The sequence below is a fragment of the Brevibacillus sp. HB1.4B genome, assembly GCF_013284285.1.
Lineage (GTDB): Bacteria > Bacillota > Bacilli > Brevibacillales > Brevibacillaceae > Brevibacillus > Brevibacillus porteri.
In genome coordinates this window covers 89,127-111,139 of record NZ_JABSUT010000014.1, presented here as the reverse complement: position 1 = coordinate 111,139, position 22,013 = coordinate 89,127, and the positions used below count along the sequence as shown (strand labels likewise).

The window sequence follows — 22,013 nt, the reverse complement described above, 5'->3', positions numbered from 1 at the left end:
CGTTTTTTGTAGCGGAATGGTGTATTTTCTTGGAATCGTTTTTGCTTATGCTCTCGGGCTAACGAGAATTTTCACCTGGTTTTTCTCTTTCAGCAGTGCTTCAAAACCATGCTCCACGATGTCGTCGAGCTTGATGCGCTGGGTGACCAGCTTGTCTGCCGGGAAGAAGCCCTTTTCCATCAGGCTGATGACAGCAGGGAAAACGTCGCGGTAGCCGATGATACCTGTCATGTTGCGCTCTTTCATGACGATGTGGTTCGGTTTGATTGACGCTTCTCTTTCGAAGATGCTGACGATCATGATTTGTCCAGCGATTTTGGTAGATTCGATGGCTTGCGTGAGGACCGGAGGCACGCCTGTGACTTCAAAGGCGATATCTGCGCCGCCATTTGTTCGGTTGTGAATTTCCTGGACTACGTCGTATTCTTTTGGATCGATGACGATGGCGCCCAGCTCAGCTGCCTTGTTTTTACGTTCGGGGGACAGCTCCACTGCATAAATCTCAGCCGCACCTGCTGCTTTCAGTGCTTCAATAACAAGCAAGCCGATAGGACCGGCACCGAATACGACAGCTTTGTCGCCAGCTTTCAACTGACTTGAACGGACAGCGTAAAGGGCTACGGCAGATGGCTCCACAAGAGCGCCTTGCTCATAAGAGAGACTGTCTGGGATTTTGTGAACCATGTGCTCATCGCAAGCCACGTATTCCGAGAAGCCACCGCCACCGCCGGCCAGACCGAGGAAGCCCATTTTTTCACAAAGATTGTATTTGCCTTGTCTGCACGCAGCGCATGTTCCGCATGCGAAAACCGGCTCGACAACGACGCGATCGCCAACCTTGATGGTGTTCACGCCTTCCCCGATTTCCACCACTTGTCCGGAAAATTCATGCCCCATTACAATCGGGGCTTTTTCGCTTGTAAGCGGATGTTCAGCTCCCTGTGGGATGAAGATCGGGCCAGCAACGTATTCATGCAAGTCGCTTCCGCAAATACCGCACCACTCGACTCTGATTTTTACTTTACCTTTGGACGCAATCGGTTCCGAAATGGTTTCCATACGGAGGTCTTTCAAACCGTGCCAACGTAACGCTTTCATATCTACCATCTCCTCGTTTGATTTGGATTCTATATGAAATTCAGCGAATAAAATAGGAAACGTTTCCGAAAAATAATATGTCATAAGTTTGGCATCTTGTCAATTTGATTTCCTAGGCAAGAGTTGTGGTGGGTGTGCAATCGGTTGAGGGAAGGATGCTGATTCTAGCAAAGTTGAGAAGATGTAACGTGTTGTGCAACAGGTGCATTGTTGCCTGCCATGTTTTGCTCACGCCTCGTTACCCTTGGTTTTTTGTATGCTATAATAGCGGTAGGAAAACACATTTTGCTCGGAAACATAGAAAACGATTCCGATATGGAAAGGAAAGCAAGGCGTTGGATACAAAAAATAAAGTGACAATAGAAGACGTAGCGAAGAAGGCGGGCGTAGGAATCGCAACGGTATCGAGGGCCATCAATGACAGTGGGGGGATCAGTCCGAAGACGAAAGCGTTGATTTTGCAGGTGATCGACGAGCTGGGGTTTATTCCGAACACTTCTGCGCAAAGTCTTAAGGTGCGCCAAACCTATCAAATCGCACTGGCTGTCCCTGACATTCGCAATGCGATCATTCCAGATATCGCTTGGTCGGTCGAGCAAGCGGCCAAGCAGCATGGCTACCGTGTCGTACAAATTAATACAGCAGGAAATGCCCGAATGGAGCTTGAGACTGTGCGTGAGGTCAAAAAGCTGCATGTAGACGGGCTGATTATCATGCCACTCGCCTATCCGAAGACGTTGGTCCAGATGATTAACAAAGCGAGTGTTCCCGTTTCGATTATTAACTATGGAAAAAAGCTTGAAGATAGTGTGAAAGCAGATGTGGTCAGCATGGCCCGTCAAGAAGGGCGACTCGTCATGGAGCATCTGATCAAAATTGGCCGTACGCGAATCGCATACGCTGGTGCGCCGAAGGACAAGATCGAGGAGCGGTATTTTGCCTATGAGGCGTCACTTCAGCACGTCGATCCTTCGCTGGTGTATTTTGGTGAGGACTTCTCGTTTGAGACGGGCCTTCGTGCTGCTGATTACTTTTATAGCCTGAAAAACATGCCGGATGCTATCTATGCGGTCAATGACATGGTGGCAATCGGGATCGTGAATCGGTTCAAGGAGCTCGGCGTTCGCGTACCAGAAGATGTCGCAATCGTGGGAATTGACAACAATGTGTGGACGACGATTACGACTCCGCAGATCAGTTCTGTTTCGATCATGGGGGAAGAGGTGGCACGGCTGGCGACTGAGCTTTTGCTGAAACGGATTCGTGAGCAGGGGGCAGGAGCGTACGAACGCGTACAGTTCGAGCCGCGGCTGATTGTAAGGGATTCCAGTGTGGCGGTTATCCGCAAATCCTCGTTGGATTCGTAGGGCATTTTCAGAGGAAAAGCCGAGTGAAGACAGGCGATCGGTGATGATACCTGGCGTTTCCTCGGCTTTTGAATTAAGGCAAAATCGCAAACGAACGAACAGGAAACCCTGAGGCTTTTTCAGGCTTCGGTGTAATATTTACAATAACAGCACCTTTGGCCGGGAGCTTATCGAGATTTTTGAGTAGCTCTACTTGATAGGTGTCTTGATCGAGCACGAAATACTCACCCAAAAGCGCTCCGTTTTTTCGGTAATCGATAGTCGCATCTGTATCGAAGGTTTCGTGACCGACTGCTTTGATTTGTCTTTCCTCGAACAAAAATTTCAAAGCCTCCAATGACCAGCCAGGAGCGTGATTGTTGCCATCTGCATCCTTGTTGTTGAAGGCTTCCACATCTGGCCAGCGCTTGCTCCAATCTGTACGCAAGGCGACGAAGGAGCCGCTCTCGATTTGACCATGCTCGGTTTCAAAATGCAAAATGTCTTCCACGGAAAGTGAATAGTCGTTGTTGGCTTCGGCTTCTTTTGATTTGTCGATGACGACGAGTGGCAATACGAGTTCCTTCAGTTCGATCTCGTCTAGATAACGCTTGTTGCGCACAAAGTGAATCGGTGCATCCAAGTGCGTACCGTACTGTCCAGGAAATGAGAAGCGCTGAGCAAAGAAGCCGTCGTCATGCGTGAACAGCGTTTGGAATTCGGCGGCGTCAAAGGCGTGGAAGTGCGGAGATTCCGGACCGAATGTGTGCGTGAGATCCACCCATTCTTTTTGTTTTAACAGGGTAATTGCTTGAATCAGCTCGTTTGCCATGTGCCCACCTCGTTAATGTTTATTGAATTTTCGCGCTAGTAAAACCGAGTTTATCCAATACTTTATCGGTTCTAATTCCGAGTGTCAATATCGGAAATGATATGGATGAATGATTTAACAAAAAATAGCAATCGAGAAGAAGCGTTCGAGCATGATTCTGCTATGCTTTAAAGGAGAAGAATGAGTATCATCCAAACAAAACGCGAAGGAGAAATTCCCATGACAAAAGAGCTTTGGATCAATTTGCCCGTCAAGGACCTCGAAAAGTCCAAATCATTTTTTGCCGCACTCGGATTCTCTTTTCATCCTCGCCATGAGAATAGCAAAGAGATGGCGGGCTTGGTGATTGGTGAGAAAAACATGCTCATTATGCTGTTTCCAGAGGCTACCTTCCAAACCTTTACGCAAAATGAGCTGGCAGATACAAAGCGCGGAACGGAAGTGTTGTTTTCGATCGATGCCGAGAGCAGAGAAGAAGTGGATGAATTGGTGAATCAGGTGAAAGAGGCTGGGGGCACTGTTTTCAGTGAGCCACGGGAACATGGTCCAGGGATGTATGGGGCAGGCTTCGCTGATTTGGATGGTCATCGGTGGAATGTGTTGTATATGGATATGAGACAGATATCGAGAGAATAGAGGAGCGTGCCCCTGAGAAATCAGGGGTTTTTGCATGAACAAGCAAAAAATTCATGTTCTATTAAGGTTGTATAGAAATACGATTAAGACTGATTGTGTATTCTTCTAGAGAAGGAAATAAGGGTAAAGGAGAGGAGCAATCTTATGAAAATGTTTTCGAAGTTACAGACATTAATGGCGACTGTAATTGTAACTACTATGAGTGTCAGCCTTGTAAGCGGAGTTGTTTCTCCAACCAAAGTGTTCGCATCTTCTGTATCTGGGCCGGATGATCCGAGAGAGGTAGAGCAATTTGCAGATGAATTTTTTAACCAGTCAGAAATTAAGAACAACATGGCAGGAGCTACGTTTGTAGTTGTAAAAGGAGACAAGGTCCTTTTTAAAAAAGGGTATGGATATGCGGATGTAGAGAAGAAGATTCCGGTCGATCCTGATCGAACTGTATTCCGTGTAGCGTCAGTATCCAAGGTTATTACAGCTACAGCCGTTATGCAATTGGCGGAGCAAGGAAAAATAGATTTGAACAAAGATGTATCCGCATATATGGGGGGTGCCCGGATTCCGAATAAGACAGGCGCTCCTCTTACTATGAAACATCTGTTAACGAACGCCACTGGATTTGACTTTGGAGACACTTCTGACGGTTCAACAACCGACTTGAAACGGGAGGTTTCTTTAAAGAAATACGTTATGGACAATCTCCCAAATGTCATTCGCAAGCCAGGAGAGTTTTACAGATATGACAACCTCGGCTTCACCATTCAAGGTTATGTTGTGGAACAAGTAGCAGGAAAACCATTTGGTAAATACGTGAAGGAACGCATCTTTAAGCCGCTTGGCATGAAAAATAGTGATTTTCGACTGACGCCATCAATAGTCAAAGGGTTGGCTGTGCCTTATAATATTATCGGACAGCCGATCCCGACTTATGCAATGGTACCAACTGAGCTTCCTGATGGCGGAATGCTCTCAACTGGTTCTGATATGGCTAAATTCATGATTGCTCATCTCAATAAAGGAAAGCTTGGGAATGCGACGATTATGGAAGAAGAAACGGCGGCAGAAATGCACAGACCTCATCTTTCCGTGCATCCAAAGCTGAATAACATGGCGCTTGGTTTCGAATATGGCAACCAGCAAAATTACAATGGACAATATGTTATTGAAAAAGGAGGGGATTTACAAGGATACCATACCGGGATGTGGTTGATCCCGGAAGAAAAAGTGGGAGTATTCGTTACAGTCAATAAGGACTACGAAATTCGTATACCTTTGATTAAAGCGTTTATGGATCATTACTACCCGAAAAATGAGAAGAAAAAGGGAGCGTTTGCGTTAGCGAAACAAGAACTCACGAAGTTTGAAGGGACATACAGCGATTTGCGAAACCGGATGTGGACGACTCGTATACGTGCTGAAGGCGGCAAACTCATTGTAAAAGACTCGCTGGGAGAACATGTCCTATATGAGGTGGAGCCACTCTTATTCCAGGATGAACAAGGTAGTAAAGCTGCTTTTAAGCTGAACGATCACGGAGATGTGCAGGCTTTCTATTACGAGTTAAAAACAGATAGTTGGGCAGAAAAAATGCCTGAGCCGCAACGTTATCAGGATGTGGAGAATGACCATCCATATGCGTCCTATATTTATCACCTGAGACAGATCGGTGTCTTTGCTGATATGGAAGGAGACAATCTCTTTTCGCCCGAACAACAGATAACAAAAGGAGAGTTTGTTGGCTGGTTCATCAAGTGGAGTGGCGTTGCCCCATCAAAGCATAAACTGATTTACACGGATATTTCAGGTAACAAGTATGCGCGGGAAATTCAAGCAGCTTACGAGTTAGGTTTACTAAGAGCATCTGCTGGTGGCAAATTTTATCCGAACGAGCCATTGACGCGTCAAGAAGCAGCAAACATCGTATGGCGCATGGCATTTGGCTATTTTCATGCAGAGCCGAAAAAAGCCAAGTTGAGTGGTAGGACAGATGCTTGGGCTTTAGAGGGAGTCCATTTCGTAGTGGCAAAAGGATTATACGGACCAGAAGTGGTGAAAGGCGGAGATGGCAGTCTCGATTATAAATCAGAGCAGCCGATGGTAAGGAAAGAAGCGGCTGCGTTACTATCTCGGTTTGCAGACCAATTATTTTAGTGTACAACAAGCCGTGACTTCTTGTTTGTGCTTCGTTGCGACATGAGGCGATGGAGGGAAGTACAATCAAAACGATATTGATCATCGACGATGAAGCACAAATTCGTGAACTACTCAGTATTTATTTGAAAAATTACGGGTTTGCTACTTATGAAGCAGGTAATGGGGTTGATGCGCTGGCTGTATTCTCAAACGTGCAAATCGATCTGGTTATTGCTGATATTATGATGCCGATGATGGATGGATACGAGTTATTAAAAAAGATGCGACATATTTCCGAAGTTCCGTTTTTGTTCCTGTCCGCGAAATCGGACGATATGGATAAAATTATTGGACTGCAGCTTGGCGCTGACGACTATGTGGGGAAGCCTTTTAACCCCATAGAAGTCGTCAGCAGAGTTCAAGCGTTATTCAGAAGAATGGATGTATTTTCTAAAGGTGAAAAGCAGAACCATGAAATCATACAAATTGGCGATGTCATGCTCGATTTGGTGAGCTGTAAGCTGTACAAAAATGGACAGCAGAAAGAAGTGACATCGTACGAGTTCAAGATTTTGTCTTTACTGATGAAGCATGCGGGGAGAGTTTTTACAAAAGCATCCATTTATGAGCATGTTTGGGGGCAGGAATACATAGGGGATGAAAACCTCATCATGGTCTATATCAGCAAACTCAGGGAGAAGATTGAGGATAACCCAAGAAAGCCAGTTTATCTTATTACGATCAGGGGGTTAGGCTACCGTTTTGAAAAAAAATGAGAGCATCCCCGACAAGCGGCCGTTAAAACAACTGTTTTTTCGGCATTATGTTGTGATAAGCGGTTTGTTCTTATGTGTGATTATGGTTGCTCTTTTGGGGACAGACCTGTTGATGGACAACTATTTTAATAAAACGCCCGATTTGACCCAAGTGGATGGCAGTAAAATATACCAGTACCCTTTCGATAAGATTGATGGTCGGTTGTTAGACGAGTACGGCGGCTGGTTCGAGATCGTGGATGAATCGGGGACAGTCATCTATGTAAAAGGCAACAAGGAAGACAATATCATGACATATAGCGATGGAATGCTGTACGCTAAAGTGGACATACTGCGAAATGATGATGCAATTTTCTACCATGCCTATCGAGCACAAGGGCCAGAGGGTGAGAACTATGTTCTGTTATGGAAATTTCCTGAGCGGTCGGAAATTATATCATTGACGTTTGGAATCTTAATAGCGTTGTTTGTCGTTCTGTTGTTCATCGCCCTTTATTTCTACACCCGGTACTCCGTCTTGCAGATGAAGAAGCCTCTCCGGCAAATTGTAGAGGGCATTAAAGAGATGGAAGGCTTCAATTATCAGAAGAGGCTTACATTTTCGGCTGAAATGGAATTTGCAGAAATCCGAGAAGCATTTAACGGAATGGCAGAACGACTACTGCAGACCTCTGCAGAGATAGAAGCGGTAGCGAACAACAAAAGAAACATGCTGTTGCATTTGTCTCATGATCTGAAAACACCGATTACCTCTGTATTCGGGTATTCTCAGTTGTTGCTGGATAGGCCGGAGCTAGAAGAAGAGCAAAGGCGTCAGTATGTTCAATATATTAACGACAAATCGTCTTATATGGCACATTTGATTCAAAATTTGTTCGAACTGGCAAAGCTGGAAGACCAGCACGTGAGACTGGATCAAGAAAAGGTGAATATTAGTAAGTGGTTTATGCAGCTTGTTGCGGAATTTTATCCGGAAATAGAAGATAAGGGATTTCAGTTGGATGTGAAAATTCCAGAGGAGCCGCTGTTTGTCATGTTCGACAAAATGCATATGAACCGCGTTATTACGAATTTGATCGGTAACTCGCTAAAACATAATCCGCCGGGAACGCAGCTATTCGTTTCATGCGAGAAAATAGAGACCGGCGTTGTTCTGTGGTTGGGTGATAACGGTACAGGTGTTCAAGAGAATGTTAGGGAACACATTTTTGAAGAGTTCATAAAAGGGAGTAATCCTGTGAAAGATAGCACCGGACTCGGTCTAGCCATTTGTAAAAAAATTATAACGTTACATCAGGGGACCATTCATTTGGAAAGGAATCAACGGTATACGACTCTTTTTAAAATAACTTTGCCTCTTGAATGAACGGTACTCTTCTTGTGGATGTAACGACGGTCGTTTTTATCATGAAATCAATGGATTCCCGAGCCCAATGTCCATCCGGGATATCGCTGAACTGACTGGCTTGTATAGGCACGGGAGTTGAACCCTTCCCTATTTCTACTTAAACATTGCAGCTATACACAGGTTGATGTCAGGAAGAGATGCAAATGGTATGCTGGAGGGGTGAAGAAGGGGATGGTGTTATGAAAAGGACACGCAGAATCACCTCCTAAAATCATCATGTTTTCGATTTTAGGAGGGATATCCAATGAAATTTCAGCGAATTGATCTAGATAATTGGAGCAGAAAGCCTTATTTCGAGCATTATCTGAACCGAGTGAATTGCACCTTCAGTATGACTGCCAATATTGATATAACGGAGTTGCTCCCCGCTCTACGGCAAAAGGGGATGAAGCTGTACCCGGCTTTTCTGTATATGGTGACGAATGTTGTCAATGTGCATCGTGAATTTCGGACTTCTTTTCATACCGACGGCGACTTGGGCTATTGGGAGAGCATGATACCCAGCTATACTTTTTTTCACCAGGACGATCAAACTTTTTCTACGATGTGGACGGAATTCGCTGACGAGTTCCCTGTGTTTTATCGAAATTACGTAGCGGATATGAAACAGTATGGGGACAACAAAGGTTTTGTGGCGAAAGAATTGGAACCGCCTTATACTTTCCCTGTCTCGTGTATTCCCTGGGTTAGCTTCAGTGGTTTTAATCTGAATATTTCGGGAGATGGGCGGTATTTGCTGCCAATCATTACAAGTGGAAAGTATTTCGAACAAGAAGGCAAAACGTTATTGCCTGTTTCTTTGCAAGTCCATCATGCTGTTTGTGATGGATATCACGCCAGCCTGTTCATCAATGATTTGCAAAAGTGGGCGACAAATTACAAGGAATGGTTAGGTGTCGAGTGAATTGGCTCGTTTGGTATGCTTCTCCTTCCTAATCTCTTCCAATCATTTATAATAACGGTAGGAGAACTGGGAGGAGAAGGAATGAACAAAGAATTGGTAGGGAAAATCTTTGGATGTATCGTTTTGGGTGCGATCATCACTGTGATTGGAGTCGTGGCGGTGGTAATGACGGCCCTGAACGCACAGGGAAGAGTTTATTCCCTTCTCGTGGCTGTCACGACGGTCGTTTTTATCATCTACATCATCGGACAAATGTTCGCCCCGCAAAAGAGTCGGCTATGGAACCGAGCCCTCTTTGTCTATTTTCTCTTTTGTACGCTGCCGGTTGCAGGATATGAGATCAGTAGCTATTACCATAACAGCATTCCTGTGGTCAGTGAGGCAGAGGTCGATCTGGAACAGTATAAACCGTTTGGTGCAGATTCCAAGGTCAATAAACTTGATCATCCTGCGACACTGTCGTTACAGTCTGATTTGCCCAAAATAGATGGGGCGACGGCTTTGTATCCTCTCTATGCCTCCTTTGTGCAGGCTGTTTATCCCGACAAGACATACGACCTCTACGACAGCGAAGTCATGGTAAGTAAGACGCCAAAAGCGTACGAAAACTTACTGGATGGCAAGGTCGATGTCATCTTTGTAGCAGGTCCTTCTGAGGAGCAGCTCCTAGCAGCAAAAGAAAAAGGAGTAGAGCTTAAGCTGACACCAATCGGTAGGGAAGCCTTTGTCTTCTTCGTCCATACAGAGAATCCTGTTCAAGGACTCACTACCCAGCAAATTCAGGACATCTATGTGGGAGACATCAGTTCTTGGGATGAAGTCGGGGGCGGCTATGAGCGCATTCGCGCCTTTCAGCGTCCAGAAAATAGCGGGAGTCAGACGATGCTGCAGAAGATCATGGGGGATAAAGAACTCATGACCGCGCCACAAGAAGACGTGGTAACAGGAATGGGTGGAATCATCGAGCAAACAGCCAACTATAAAAATTATTCGAATGCCATCGGTTACTCGTTCTTGTTTTATGCCACTGAAATGGTGCGAAACGGAAACATTCGTCTACTCGCAATTGATGGGGTTGCGCCTAATAAGGAAACGATAAAAAACAGAGCGTATCCGTTTTCGGCCGAGTTTTACGCAGTGACAGCTGGGACGGACAATCCGAATGCAGCGAAACTGATCGAATGGATTTTGTCTCCACAGGGACAAGAATTAGTAGAAAAAACGGGCTATATTCCGGTGAAATAATAAGCAGCATGTAAAGGAGACCCTTGGGCAATTGACCCGAGGGTTTCTTCTTCGTTCTCTCTTTGTTTCGATCTGGGGATCGTGAACTGGTTCATTATCACTTTCACTCCGTACTAACACATGAGTCGGATTGACACGGAGCCCCTACGAGCATGATGGATACGCAAACAAGGAAACTGAATTTTAAATGAGATAACCCCACGCTTTCAAACAACGTGGGGGCGAGAATTCGTAATTGAAAGGTGTCAACTATACCTTATATTTGGGAAATTTCATAATTAAGTGTGTAAGTTATGTCATCATTGGACTGTTTCTCAGGATGAAATCCTAAGCCCCAACTGCTATCTCTGTTCCATGTATGAATAAATCCTGGTAATTCGTCATCACTAACAGTATCAATTTCATTTCCATAAACTTCGAGATGAATGATCGAATTATCAGGAACATCAAGATCATGACTAATATCAATGGCGTACGGTGTGTTTTGAGCTTTTAGATTTTTTGTCCAGGAAAAAATGGATCCATTAATAATGAAATTCCATTTCGTTTCCAAAGTGCTGTCAAATGCGCCATCATCAGATTTATGAACGACAATACTTTTAAACGTGACCCGAAATTTACCCATTGCTCATCCTCTCCCTTAGTTGGAACTGGAACACAATTTCAAATTTATGAAAATTCGGTAAGTGTATGACTCAATTAATAAAAATTAATCTGTTAATAAAATTGTATAAATTTATTGAAGAAGAGGGCAAGGATAATAGGTGAAGCGTTGGGAAGTTCTTAAGGGAGCTCGGGGATTTGGAATTACTCTATCACCGAAGTTATTCTGCTATCAATAAGGCGAGAAACTCTGTAAGAAACAGGAAGGAAGCCTTGACGGGGCCAAAAACGTGAAGATTGTAAATTCGTTTCTCTCCAATCTGTCATGCAGTAGACATATCCTTTTTTCTTCGCATGGGCAAGTCCATGTAGTGTAAGTGCATAATTGATACCTTGTCCGCGATATTGATCTAGAGTACCAGCAACTCCTAGTTCAACACAACGATCCGGTACATTCAAATTTACATCACTTTTATCTAAGGGGAAATATCCTTGGAAAGAAACAATTTTTCCATCTTTTAAGGCGATCCAGAAATCGACATCATGATCATCAAGGAGACCTGCATAGCCTTTACGTAATTCCTGAGGGTCATCACGTAAAGAATAACCAAAAACGGGTGCCTTATTTTGATGAGCTCTAATAATATTTGCAATATCCTCTACCAAACTACGGTCTTCTGGGGATGCCAAGCGAATTTCAACATCTGGAATGCTCAAGGGAAGGGGAGATTCCCGATCAAGTAATGAGAGTAATGCATGTGTTTGTTCAAAGCCAAAACCTAAACGGAACCAAGAATGAAGTAATTCGGGTTGACTGGCTGGAATTAGCGCAATATGACTAAAATACCCCTCATCTACCCATAGTTGAGAAGCCTCTGAATAAAGATCTCTATATAATTCAACGGAGGTATTGCGAGAAATTGCATGCCCCTCCAACTTCATCCAGACATGTCGATCCCGAAGAGGGTTTTCAATCTTTTGTCCAATTAGGTATCCGATTAATTTACCATCTTCAATTGCTGCGACTCCGCTACTGTTTGGTTTTGACCATATCGTTTTAACAGCAGTCGTTGCATAATTTTCATCTTCACATTCAATTGGTAGTACCGAAAGGATTTCTCGATCTAGTTTATGACGTTTGGACAATAGTTGCCCAGCCTCTGAGATTAACTCATCAGTAAATGGTATGAAATACATGAAATGGACACCTCTGTTTTTTATCATCATAAAGCTGCTCTTCATCTATTGCAATTCGTTTCCTTAATCCAACTGGTCAAGAGTACATCTAACCCTCAATTTGAGTGAAACCAAGACTATTACCATACTGCTTTTTACTAATATGTCCCGGCCATTTTACCAAGTTGACTAGATGAAATTCCATTTTGTTAAAGTTGGCGGTTTTTCTTTCTGCTGGTTCATATTGACAGAAAAATCTAAGACTGTTATAAAAATAGTGAATAGCACTCGCGAGATGAGAGTGCTAACATTGGAAAAGGAATATATAAGAAGTCCGGAAGGGTGGGTATTTCATGGAAAAAAAGCAGTTTCAAGCAGAATCTACACGTCTGTTGGAAATGATGATCCATTCTATTTACACACAAAAGGAAATCTTTTTGCGCGAGTTGATCTCCAATTCGAGTGACGCGATTGACAAAATTTACTACAAATCGCTCGTCGATGATCAATTGGTGTTCGATAAAGAGAACTATTACATCAAAGTAGCGGTTAACAAAGACACGAGAACGCTGACCCTGACAGATACAGGGATCGGGATGACGCAGGATGAGCTGGAAAACAATCTGGGTGTCATTGCGAAGAGCGGTTCGTTGGCGTTCAAAAAAGAAAACGACGCGAAAGATGGCTACAACATCATCGGTCAATTCGGCGTAGGTTTCTACTCGGCTTTCATGGTTGCCGACAAGGTTACGGTCATCAGTAAAGCACTGGGCAGCGACACTGGGTACAAATGGGAGTCCAGTGGTGCGGATGGCTACACAATCGAGCCTTATCACAAAGATTCCGTCGGGACCGAGATCATTCTCGAAATCAAGGAGAATACAGAAGAAGAGAATTACGACGACTTCTTGGAAGAGTACCGTTTACAAGCGATTATCAAAAAGTACTCTGACTTCATTCGTTACCCGATCAAAATGGACGTTACGCAGCATAAGCCAAAAGAGGGCAGCGAAAACGAGTACGAACAAGTGACGGAAGAACAAATCGTGAACAGCATGGTTCCGATTTGGCGAAAAAATAAAAGCGAGCTGACGACTGAGGATTACGAGCAGTTTTATGCGAGCAAGCATTACGGCTTCGACAAGCCGCTCAAGCATATCCACATCAGTGCAGATGGAGCCGTTGTTTATCAGGCGATTTTGTACATCCCGGAGAGCATGCCATTTGATTACTACTCGAAGGAGTATGAAAAAGGTCTGGAGCTGTATGCGAACGGCGTACTGATCATGAACAAATGTGCGGACCTGCTACCAGACTACTTCAGCTTTGTCAAAGGGATGGTTGACTCCGAGAGCCTGTCGCTCAACATTTCTCGTGAGATGCTGCAGCATGACCGTCAATTGAAGCTGATTGCGAAAAACATCACGAGCAAAATTAAAAGCCAGCTGCAAAGCTTGCTGAAAACAGAGCGGGAAAAATATGAGCTGTTCTACAATTCGTTTGGCAGACAGCTGAAATACGGCATGTACAGCGACTACGGAATGCATAAAGAAACATTGCAAGATCTGTTGATGTTCTACTCTTCCAAAGAGAAAAAGCTGGTGACGCTAGAAGAGTACGTAGAGAGAATGCCAGAAGATCAAAAGTACATCTACTACGCATCTGGCGAGTCGATCGAGCGAATCGAAAAGCTGCCGCAAACAGAGCTCGTATCCGAGAAAGGTTACGAAATCCTGTACTTCACAGATGACGTCGATGAGTTCGCGATCAAGATGATGATGAACTACAAGGAAAAGGAATTCAAATCCGTGTCGAGCGGCGATTTGGGAATCGAACCGGGCGAAGAAGAAAAAGCAGCCGAAGCCGAAAACGAGAACAACAAAGAGCTGTTCGACTATATGGCATCGCTGCTCGAAGGAAAAGTCAAAGCGGTGAAAGCTTCCAAACGCTTGAAGTCACACCCTGTCTGCTTGTCGACAGAGGGTGAAGTAACAATCGAAATGGAAAAAATCTTGAATGCGATGCCGAACAATTCGAATGTGAAGGCAGACAAGGTACTGGAGATCAATGTGAACCATGCGGTGTTCCAGTCGTTGAAGGGTGCATTTGACACAGACAAGGAAAAGGTTAATCTGTATACGGCTCTCCTGTACAATCAGGCTCTCTTGATCGAAGGCTTGCCGATTCAAGACCCGGTAGAGTTTACGAACGACATTTGCAAAGTCATGGTGTAATTCAAAAAAAGAGGATGCGGCTTGCGCATCCTCTTTTTTATGTGAAAATAACGTCTCGACTAGTTTCTTGACTTCGACACATACGTAAAGATCGGATCCTTTAGCTCGAACTCATATGTCGCTCCATTCACTATTCCTACTACCTTCTCACTGTCATATAAATCGAGCAAGAAACCTGCCATTTCAGCAGCTGTATGGAACTTGGGAACTGCACCAGCATATTCAAATTGATCAATATCAAAGGAACGCTTCGCAAATTCGGTCTCTGTCGCAGCAGGTGCCAAGACTTTTGCTTGCATGGCTGCTCCATGCTCCCTCAATTCTTGTGCGAGACCTTCCGTAAAGGCACTTACATAGAACTTCGTTGCGCAATAGGTGACGGCGTCAGCAATAATTTTGTAGCCTCCGCCTGAAGAAATATTGATGATTTGCGTTCCTTCAACATGTGCATAGTCACGAACATAAAGAGAAGATAGAATCGTGAGTGCTTCGATATTCAAGTGAAGCATAGACTCAATTTTATTCAAGTTTTGTTCCCCAACAGAAGCAAAGTTTCCGAACCCCGCATTGTTGATCCAGGTCTCAATCTCATAATCCTTTAGACTGTCGTAAAAATCATGCACATTTGCGCTCACACTCAAATCAACGGTTCGAATGACGACATCCAATTTTGCGTTGATTTCAGCCACTTTTGATTGTAGCTTTTCTAATTCCTCCGTTCGACGAGCTGCTAAAATTAAGTTTTTTCCGCGAGCAGCAAATGCCAGAGCGGTTTCAAAGCCAATTCCTGAACTTGCTCCCGTAATAACCGTATATTTCATGAAAATCCCTCCTGAATTTTATTCACTAGTTTTCATTGAGAAGTAACGATGAGCTGATTATACTGATTAGAGTAAACTCTAAGTCAAGGGTATTAGATCAATGCGGAGGTTTCCTATGTACACAATTGGTGAAGTGGCACAGCTATTAGGGATAAGCACACATACGTTGCGTTATTATGAAAAGGAAAAAATAATTATTCCTGATCGCGATGAAAACGGTGACAGGCGATATAACGATTCACATATTCGATGGCTGCAATTCGTTATCAAGTTAAAAGAAACGCAAATGCCGATCTCAAAAATAAAGCAGTACGCTTCCCTGTTTGTAGAAGGAGAACATACGACCTTAGCTCGATTGGGTCTTTTAGAAGAACATAAACGATATATTGAGCAACAAATAAAAATGTTAATCGCTGTGGATGATATGCTAGAACGTAAGATTGTTGCTTACAAAGATTCCATCAGTAAACGAGTAGCCAAAACACCGGCAGACTAAAAACTTGCTGCTGTAGACATTGATTTTCCATTCCCAAGGGACTTATGATGATAGACAGGGATATACACAAAAGAGAGGAGAGTAGAACCTATGTGGAATCCATTGGAAGTAAAAGATCTTATAACCAGTGCAGACGAACTAAAAAGCCTGGTAGGAGAACCGCAAGAGGCGGTTGTGAAAAAAAGCATCGCGCAGGTTGAGACGCATGTGATCCATTATGTGTCTATGTCGCCGTTGTTTTTCTTGTCCACAGCAGATGCTTCAGGCAGATGTGACGTTTCCCCACGAGGCGACGAGCCGGGTTTCGTTAAAGTGCTGGATGATCACCATATTATCTTTCCCGAGCGAATGGGGAACAGACGGGTCGACTCTTTGCTAAATATTATTGCCAATCCGCAGGTGGGAATGATTTTCCTGATTCCAGGTCTGGAAGAAGTGTTGCGTATTAACGGATCAGCCCACATTACAAAAGATGCAGAGCTACTCGCCGCGCAAGAATGGAAGGGTAAAACAAGCGGCATCGGCGTGATCGTGAAGGTAGAGGAGTGCTTCCTCCATTGCCCGCGCGCATTTAAACAAGCAAGCTTGTGGAAAACGGATTCATGGCCAGAAAAAGAGGCAATGCCTTCGATGTTGGAAATGTTTCGCGCTCATTTGAAAATAAATGGTGTTACGTTGAATGAAAAAGAATAAGAAAGAAAAAACCTTGAATGAGCTTCAAGGTTTTTTTTCGTCCAAACGAGCTTGGCAGGAAGCTGATCCGAGCCACGTATGAGGATTGCCGTTCCAGCACCAACCTAGCTTCGGTTTATTTTCACTGATCCACATGGCCGTTACGCGTCGGTCGCCACAACGCGATCCGAGCAGAGAAAAGCCGTTGTTTTTCTTTACCAGATCCGGGAAGTGAGTGATCAGGGCAATCCCTTCCTCCAGCGTGAGCGGAGAACGCTGTTGCTCCAAGAGGATGGGCATCGCGTCATTCGGAGTGACGTTCAACGTCTCTTTTCCTGTATCAATTCCGGTCATTAGGTAAGCCATTCCTGTAGGAATCTCGATGCCCTCGATGGGTGTAAAGCGCCGAATTTCTTCTGCATCCATGACACTGAAGCCAGTTTTCTTTTGCCGCTCGATGGCTTGCATCGCTTTTTCTCCGTCGAACCAATCGCCTTTCACAACGAGAACAAAGGGGACGAGGCCGTCTTTCTGATCGTCTTCTGGAATGGGTAGAGCTTCTGCCAGTGATTGCAGCGGGGTCAGATTTTTCCTAAACACATCTGCTGTCATGCCCGCCATTTCAGGATAGCCCTTTTGAATGAGCGTTGTCAGTTGCCGTTCGAATTCAGCTTTGTGCATGGGGTAATGCGCCTCCTTCCACTTGTCACATTCATCTTACAACATTCGAGCTAATTCTAAGGTCTAACCAAAGAAAAAGGAATAAAGCGGCTTAAGATTGAAATAACTTTACAACTAAGCTTTAATCTTCATCGAAGAAAGTCGGGTAGGAGGCTGGTGGCTGCCATGCGCCCCATTGATATTGCACGTAAGCTGAAGCTGAGCACGAGCGCCTTGCGCAATTACGAAGCACATGGGCTGGTTCCGCCTGTGGAACGGTCAGCGAGTGGCTACCGGAAGTATACGGAGGAACATGTCGCTTATTTTACCTGTATTCAAGCCATGTCTCCCGGATTTGGGATGGAAGTGACGGCGCAGGTGATGCGACTGATCCAGGATAGACATTTGCAGGCTGCTCTGTGGCGTGTGAATGAGGCTCAGGCCAATCTACAGAGGGACAAGCAGTTAGCCGAACGAAACTTGGCAATGCTCGAAAACGGTGGAACAGGAAAGTACGAGGAAGCTGGAAACAGCGAATGGATGACGATTGGGGAGGTAGCAGCCATGACTTCACTGCCCAGCTCAACCATTCGTCACTGGGAAAAGGTTGGGCTCATTGCGACTTCCCGTGATGAGAAAAATGGCTACCGACTCTTCAATCGCTCGCAAATCCGCAAAATCATGCTGCTTCGTACGCTGCGACCTGCTGTCTATTCCTTATCGGTTGTGGAGCTAAAGGAAGCCATCGCGAACATGAATGAAGAGGATGTGAGAGAGGCGCGAAACATTGCTTTGGAAACGTTGCGTTATCTAGATCAGATGAATCGCGTACAAATGCGTGGGGTTTTCTATTTCTATCAATTATGCAAAGTGGTTCAGTTGGTCGAAGAATAAGGTAGCCAAAAGAGAAAACCCCCTCCTGCACATTCGCAAAAGAGGGGATGTCGTCGTTATTCCACAAACAGTGATACCCGCTCAAATCCCGCATCTGAAATGCGAATCAAGCCCGTATCCGATATGTGCAAGGTCGGTATGACGACCAGAGCAAGCAAAGACAATGTCATAAAGGCGTAGTTCATCGTGCAGCCAGCCTTCACCAACGCTTGGCTAATCTCCATGGATTGCTTCACAACTGTTTCATAAGGCTCAGTCGACATCAGTCCGGCTAAACGCAGCGGAAGCTCCACGATTTCGCCGTCTCCAGTCACGACAGCGATACCGCCTTGCATGCCGATCACAGCATTTGCTGCTTGTGCCATCCGCTCATCGTCGTTTCCGATGACAAGCACGTTATGGCAGTCATGGGCGACAGTCATGGCAATCGCTGCTGGCTGGTTAAATCCGACATTGCCGACAATCCCAATGGCAGAGCCGCCAGTTTTCCCATGACGCTCGAAAATAGCCATTTTGCACAAGGAGCTCTCTGGCGTAATCTGAAGCTCACCATTTGCGACAGCTATATCCACAAATACTTCATCCGTCTCTACATGATTTTCGCGGACACCTGCGACGCGCGTCTTGATCGACCCAGATGGAACAGGGGTCTTGATGATGAAGTCAGATGGAGAGAGATCAGCCTTGATTTTCACTGAGTTGACAGCAAACGCAGGGTAAGGGAACGGAGGTAGTTCGATCGTCATTTCACCATTCTCTGCTACTACTTCACCGCGCGCGATCGTCATCACGACATTCACATCAGCCAGATTTCCGTCGAGCAAAATGATATCGGCGATCATACCCGGTGCGATCGAGCCTACATCTCTTGCGACACCGAATCGTTCTGCTGTATTGATAGTCGCCATCTGGAAGGCAGTAACGGGCTTCACTCCTTGCGAGATCGCGTGTCGGACGATGAAGTTCATATGTCCTTCTTCTTTCAACGAATCGCAGATGCGGTCATCGGACACGAGCATCATCCGGCGGGAGTCAATTCCCTGTTCGGTGTGTGCTTTGATCGTTGCTGCAACATCGTGCCAGGCAGAGCCGCGGCGCATTTTGGCATACATGCCGAGCCGTACGCGCTGTGCGACATCTTCGCTGGTCACACACTCATGGCAACCGGATACACCCGCAGCGGCATAAGCAGCCAGACGCGGATCGCTTGAAGGCCATGTATAGTGACCATCCACTACTTTTCCTGCCCGCAGTGTCGCTTGAATCTCTCCAATCATTTTCGGGTCACCGTACACGACGCCAGGGAAGTTCATGACTTCTCCGAGTGCGATCATATCCGGTCCCCAGCTCAATGCTTCTGCGACCTCCGCTGGTCCGAATTCTGCCCCAGCCGTTTCAAAGGATGCATCCGTCGAAGGGACGCAGGAAGCGACCTGCATGTAAGCAGCCATCGGTGTTTGTCTCGCCTCATCCAGCATGATTCGCAAACCAGGTAGACCGAGAACATTCGAGATCTCATGGGCGTCGAAAAAGCCGCCTGTCGTTCCGAGCGGCAGTACCGCATTGGCGAACTGCGTCACGGACAGCATGCTGCTCTCGATATGACAGTGCCCGTCCAACAGTCCAGGTGCCATATACTTTCCTTTTGCATCGATCATCTTGGTGGATTCATCTGTCATCCCTTCCACATAAGGACCGACATAAGCGATACGGGTACCAACGACAGCGACGGACATATTCGGCAAGATTTCACCGGAGAGAACATTGACGAGCGTGCCATTATGAATGAAGAGGGTCGCTTTTTTCTCCCCTCTGGAAAAGGCAACGAGATCAGGAATACAATCTGCGAGTGGAGGTCTTGCATAGGACGAATGCTGCTGTGTCATGTTTACTATCACCTCATGCTGGATTTGGTATTTTACATATAGTACACATCGAAGCGGAAGGAAGCTAGTTTTCTTTTAGAAAAAATTTTGAAAAAGGGGTGCAGTGGATGACGAGAGTAAAGGTCAAATACATAAAAATATCGTCCTATCTAAAGCTGTGCGTGGGAGCTGGGGTTTCGATCGGGGTTTTGGATGGGGCCTTCCGTTTTCTACTTTTACTCGTAATGGGGCAATTGAGCGCATCGGAAGCTTTGCTCTTCAGTATGCAGGTAAAGGGGTGGGTAGCGGGAATCTTGCATTTGCTTTCTGTACCGTTGCTGTATGGGATGGGCGCAGTTCTGTTTGGCTTCGTTTCCTATTTTCCGTTTATGTACTATCTCAAATGCAAGAAAGGGCTTGTGATCGAAGGGGTATTTGAAGGGGAACAACTCGAGGACATACCAAAATAAAACACCTCCTATTTTCACCGATGTTGAAAGTGAAAACAGGAGGCGCTGCTTAGTGTTCTGCTACCTCTATTTCATTTGTCTTCGTTTTCCGCAGTTTGTAAATCACGACGAGCAGAATAAACCATACAGGTGTGATGAACAAGGCGACTCGTGTATCTTCCGCGAGTGCCAGCACGACCAGAATGAAGGCAAGGAATGCCAGGATCAGGTAGTTGGCAAAAGGATAGAGCGGCATTTTAAATGTATTCGCTTGTGCTAAATCTGGTCTCGTTTTGCGATATTTCAAATGACAGATGACGGTAATTCCCCAAATAAAGATAAAGCAAACGGTTGACACGCTAGTGATCAGCGTAAATACGCCTTCTGGCATGACGTAATTCAATACAACGGCGATAAGGATAACAACTGTTGAAAAGAGTAGTGCATTTGCCGGGACTTTGTTGGCAGTCAGTTTGGTAAGAGGCACAGGTGCGTTCTTTTCTTTGGCAAGGGAGTAAACCATCCGGCTTGTACTAAAAATGGCGCTATTACAAGCGGAAGCAGCGGATGTCAGTACAACGAAGTTGACGATACCGGCAGCGGCTGCAATACCAATCGCTGCGAAGACCTGCACGAATGGACTCTCCAACGGGTTGATCGCGTTCCAAGGATAGATGCTCATGATGACGATGAGAGCGCCAACGTAGAAAATCAAAATCCGAATCGGGATTTGGTTAATTGCTTTTGGAATGACTCGTTTTGGGTCTTCTGTTTCACCAGCTGTTAGACCGACAAGCTCGATCCCAACAAATGCGAACACGACCATCTGGAAGGAGAGAAGGAACCCATTGAAGCCGTTCGGGAACATACCGCCATGACTCCAGAGATTCGTGAAGCTAGACGCACCTGCGTTCGTAGAAAACCCCTTGATGATCATGAAGACGCCGACAAAAATCAGGGCGAGAATCGCGATGACCTTTACGAGCGCGAACCAAAATTCCATTTCTCCAAAAAGCTTCACCGTAGCTAGGTTCATGATTAACAAAATCACGAGGGCAATTAAGCCTGGCATCCACTGCGGTATTTCCGGAAACCAGAATTGCGTATAAAGACCAACAGCTGTCAGGTCGGCCATGGCGATGGAAATCCAGCAAAACCAGTAAGTCCAGCCCGTGACAAATGCGGCCATGTTCCCCAAATAGTCTTTGACGAAATCCACAAAAGAATGGTAATTCAAATTGCTCAAGAGGAGCTCCCCGAGTGAGCGCATGATTAAAAAGCAGATGATGCCCGTAATCAAGTAAGCAAATAAGATGGATGGGCCGGCCAAATGAATCGATTTTCCTGCGCCCAAAAATAATCCTGTTCCGATTGCACCGCCGATCGCGATGAGTTGTACGTGTCTGTTTTTTAGACCTCTCGCCAAGTTTTGATCCTGCATACGATCCACCTCTTTCTTATTTTTAGTTAGTTTTCAATTTTTAGATTTTTATCAAACAGATAATGTTCATATTAACATAACTATTGTTGTTTCACATATGTTTATTTATTTTTATAGAAAAAAAGCTTTTCATTATGAACGAAATAGGAATGTTTTGGAAGTGTTGTATCTTTTAAACAGAGGCTGCACTTTTTTTGTATTTCAGAAAAAAGAATATATTGACATGATAATGGAAATCATTTAATTTTGCATTAGGGCAACTTTTTTATACGAATGCATATTAGTTTGTTTGGGTGAATATTATTGGTACAAGACTACATTGTT

20 protein-coding genes are annotated in these 22,013 nt (G+C 45.1%); 12 read left to right on the top strand and 8 right to left on the bottom strand.

Annotated elements, in window-relative coordinates:
• Positions 1–45: 45 nt before the first annotated feature.
• The gene (locus HP398_RS27285) at positions 46–1,098 is read right to left on the bottom strand and encodes a 2,3-butanediol dehydrogenase (RefSeq protein WP_026043269.1); all 1,053 of its coding nucleotides are present in this window, start codon (positions 1,096–1,098) and stop codon (positions 46–48) included.
• Positions 1,099–1,433: 335 nt separating this feature from the next.
• Between HP398_RS27285 and HP398_RS27280 the strand changes: the two genes are divergently transcribed.
• Positions 1,434–2,465: a LacI family DNA-binding transcriptional regulator gene (locus HP398_RS27280; RefSeq protein WP_173624200.1), complete on the top strand. Its 1,032-nt coding sequence runs from the start codon at positions 1,434–1,436 to the stop codon at positions 2,463–2,465.
• Between the two features lie 73 nt (positions 2,466–2,538).
• Here HP398_RS27280 and HP398_RS27275 read toward each other — a convergent pair whose 3' ends face one another.
• Positions 2,539–3,276: a cyclase family protein gene (locus tag HP398_RS27275; RefSeq protein WP_144617101.1), complete on the bottom strand. Its 738-nt coding sequence runs from the start codon at positions 3,274–3,276 to the stop codon at positions 2,539–2,541.
• A 219-nt stretch (positions 3,277–3,495) separates the two neighbouring features.
• Between HP398_RS27275 and HP398_RS27270 the strand changes: the two genes are divergently transcribed.
• From HP398_RS27270 to HP398_RS27245, 6 genes are all read left to right on the top strand, one after another.
• Positions 3,496–3,912, top strand: a complete 417-nt coding sequence (locus HP398_RS27270) for a VOC family protein (RefSeq protein ID WP_173624199.1) — start codon at positions 3,496–3,498, stop codon at positions 3,910–3,912.
• A gap of 144 nt (positions 3,913–4,056) precedes the next feature.
• Positions 4,057–6,063 (top strand): serine hydrolase domain-containing protein, encoded by a 2,007-nt coding sequence (locus tag HP398_RS27265; protein WP_173624198.1) that lies wholly within the window; start codon positions 4,057–4,059, stop codon positions 6,061–6,063.
• A 50-nt stretch (positions 6,064–6,113) separates the two neighbouring features.
• Positions 6,114–6,821: a response regulator transcription factor gene (locus HP398_RS27260; protein ID WP_007723834.1), complete on the top strand. Its 708-nt coding sequence runs from the start codon at positions 6,114–6,116 to the stop codon at positions 6,819–6,821.
• Positions 6,808–8,187: a HAMP domain-containing sensor histidine kinase gene (locus HP398_RS27255; RefSeq protein ID WP_173624197.1), complete on the top strand. Its 1,380-nt coding sequence runs from the start codon at positions 6,808–6,810 to the stop codon at positions 8,185–8,187. Before HP398_RS27260 ends, HP398_RS27255 begins: the two co-directional genes overlap by 14 nt.
• A 286-nt stretch (positions 8,188–8,473) precedes the next feature.
• Positions 8,474–9,133 (top strand): type A chloramphenicol O-acetyltransferase, encoded by a 660-nt coding sequence (gene catA / locus HP398_RS27250; protein WP_173624196.1) that lies wholly within the window; start codon positions 8,474–8,476, stop codon positions 9,131–9,133.
• Between the two features lie 81 nt (positions 9,134–9,214).
• Complete coding sequence (locus HP398_RS27245; RefSeq protein ID WP_173624195.1) at positions 9,215–10,378, top strand: PstS family phosphate ABC transporter substrate-binding protein; 1,164 nt, start codon at positions 9,215–9,217, stop codon at positions 10,376–10,378.
• Between the two features lie 256 nt (positions 10,379–10,634).
• Here the strand turns inward: HP398_RS27245 and HP398_RS27240 are convergent, their stop codons facing one another.
• Together HP398_RS27240 and HP398_RS27235 are read right to left on the bottom strand one after the other, a co-directional pair.
• Positions 10,635–11,003, bottom strand: a complete 369-nt coding sequence (locus tag HP398_RS27240; RefSeq protein WP_017250850.1) for a hypothetical protein — start codon at positions 11,001–11,003, stop codon at positions 10,635–10,637.
• A 182-nt stretch (positions 11,004–11,185) separates the two neighbouring features.
• Entirely contained in the window at positions 11,186–12,178 is a 993-nt protein-coding gene (locus HP398_RS27235; protein ID WP_173624194.1) for a GNAT family N-acetyltransferase, read from the bottom strand.
• A gap of 332 nt (positions 12,179–12,510) precedes the next feature.
• On the opposite strand from HP398_RS27235, the gene htpG reads away from it, so the two are divergent.
• Positions 12,511–14,391: a molecular chaperone HtpG gene (gene htpG, locus HP398_RS27230; protein ID WP_173624193.1), complete on the top strand. Its 1,881-nt coding sequence runs from the start codon at positions 12,511–12,513 to the stop codon at positions 14,389–14,391.
• Positions 14,392–14,450: 59 nt separating this feature from the next.
• On the opposite strand, the gene HP398_RS27225 is transcribed toward htpG, so the two are convergent.
• On the bottom strand, positions 14,451–15,212 hold the full coding sequence (locus HP398_RS27225; RefSeq protein ID WP_173624192.1) for an SDR family NAD(P)-dependent oxidoreductase: 762 nt from the start codon (positions 15,210–15,212) through the stop codon (positions 14,451–14,453).
• Between the two features lie 115 nt (positions 15,213–15,327).
• Here HP398_RS27225 and HP398_RS27220 point away from each other — a divergent pair, with 115 nt between their 5' ends.
• Positions 15,328–15,708, top strand: a complete 381-nt coding sequence (locus tag HP398_RS27220; RefSeq protein WP_173624191.1) for a MerR family transcriptional regulator — start codon at positions 15,328–15,330, stop codon at positions 15,706–15,708.
• Between the two features lie 90 nt (positions 15,709–15,798).
• Positions 15,799–16,401: an MSMEG_1061 family FMN-dependent PPOX-type flavoprotein gene (locus HP398_RS27215; protein WP_173624190.1), complete on the top strand. Its 603-nt coding sequence runs from the start codon at positions 15,799–15,801 to the stop codon at positions 16,399–16,401.
• A gap of 24 nt (positions 16,402–16,425) precedes the next feature.
• On the opposite strand, the gene HP398_RS27210 is transcribed toward HP398_RS27215, so the two are convergent.
• Positions 16,426–17,061, bottom strand: coding sequence for a DUF5701 family protein (locus tag HP398_RS27210; RefSeq protein ID WP_173624189.1), 636 nt, complete (start codon positions 17,059–17,061; stop codon positions 16,426–16,428).
• A 165-nt stretch (positions 17,062–17,226) separates the two neighbouring features.
• Here HP398_RS27210 and HP398_RS27205 point away from each other — a divergent pair, with 165 nt between their 5' ends.
• Entirely contained in the window at positions 17,227–17,934 is a 708-nt protein-coding gene (locus tag HP398_RS27205; protein ID WP_173624188.1) for a MerR family DNA-binding transcriptional regulator, read from the top strand.
• A 56-nt stretch (positions 17,935–17,990) separates the two neighbouring features.
• Here the strand turns inward: HP398_RS27205 and HP398_RS27200 are convergent, their stop codons facing one another.
• Positions 17,991–19,820 carry an adenine deaminase gene (locus HP398_RS27200; RefSeq protein ID WP_173624187.1) on the bottom strand — a complete coding sequence of 610 codons (1,830 nt, stop codon included), beginning with the start codon at positions 19,818–19,820 and terminating at the stop codon, positions 17,991–17,993.
• Between the two features lie 107 nt (positions 19,821–19,927).
• Between HP398_RS27200 and HP398_RS27195 the strand changes: the two genes are divergently transcribed.
• Entirely contained in the window at positions 19,928–20,269 is a 342-nt protein-coding gene (locus HP398_RS27195; protein WP_017250859.1) for a hypothetical protein, read from the top strand.
• A gap of 49 nt (positions 20,270–20,318) precedes the next feature.
• Here HP398_RS27195 and HP398_RS27190 read toward each other — a convergent pair whose 3' ends face one another.
• A complete protein-coding gene (locus tag HP398_RS27190; protein WP_173624186.1) occupies positions 20,319–21,689 on the bottom strand; it encodes an amino acid permease in 1,371 nt (456 codons plus the stop codon).
• Positions 21,690–22,013 lie beyond the last annotated feature (324 nt).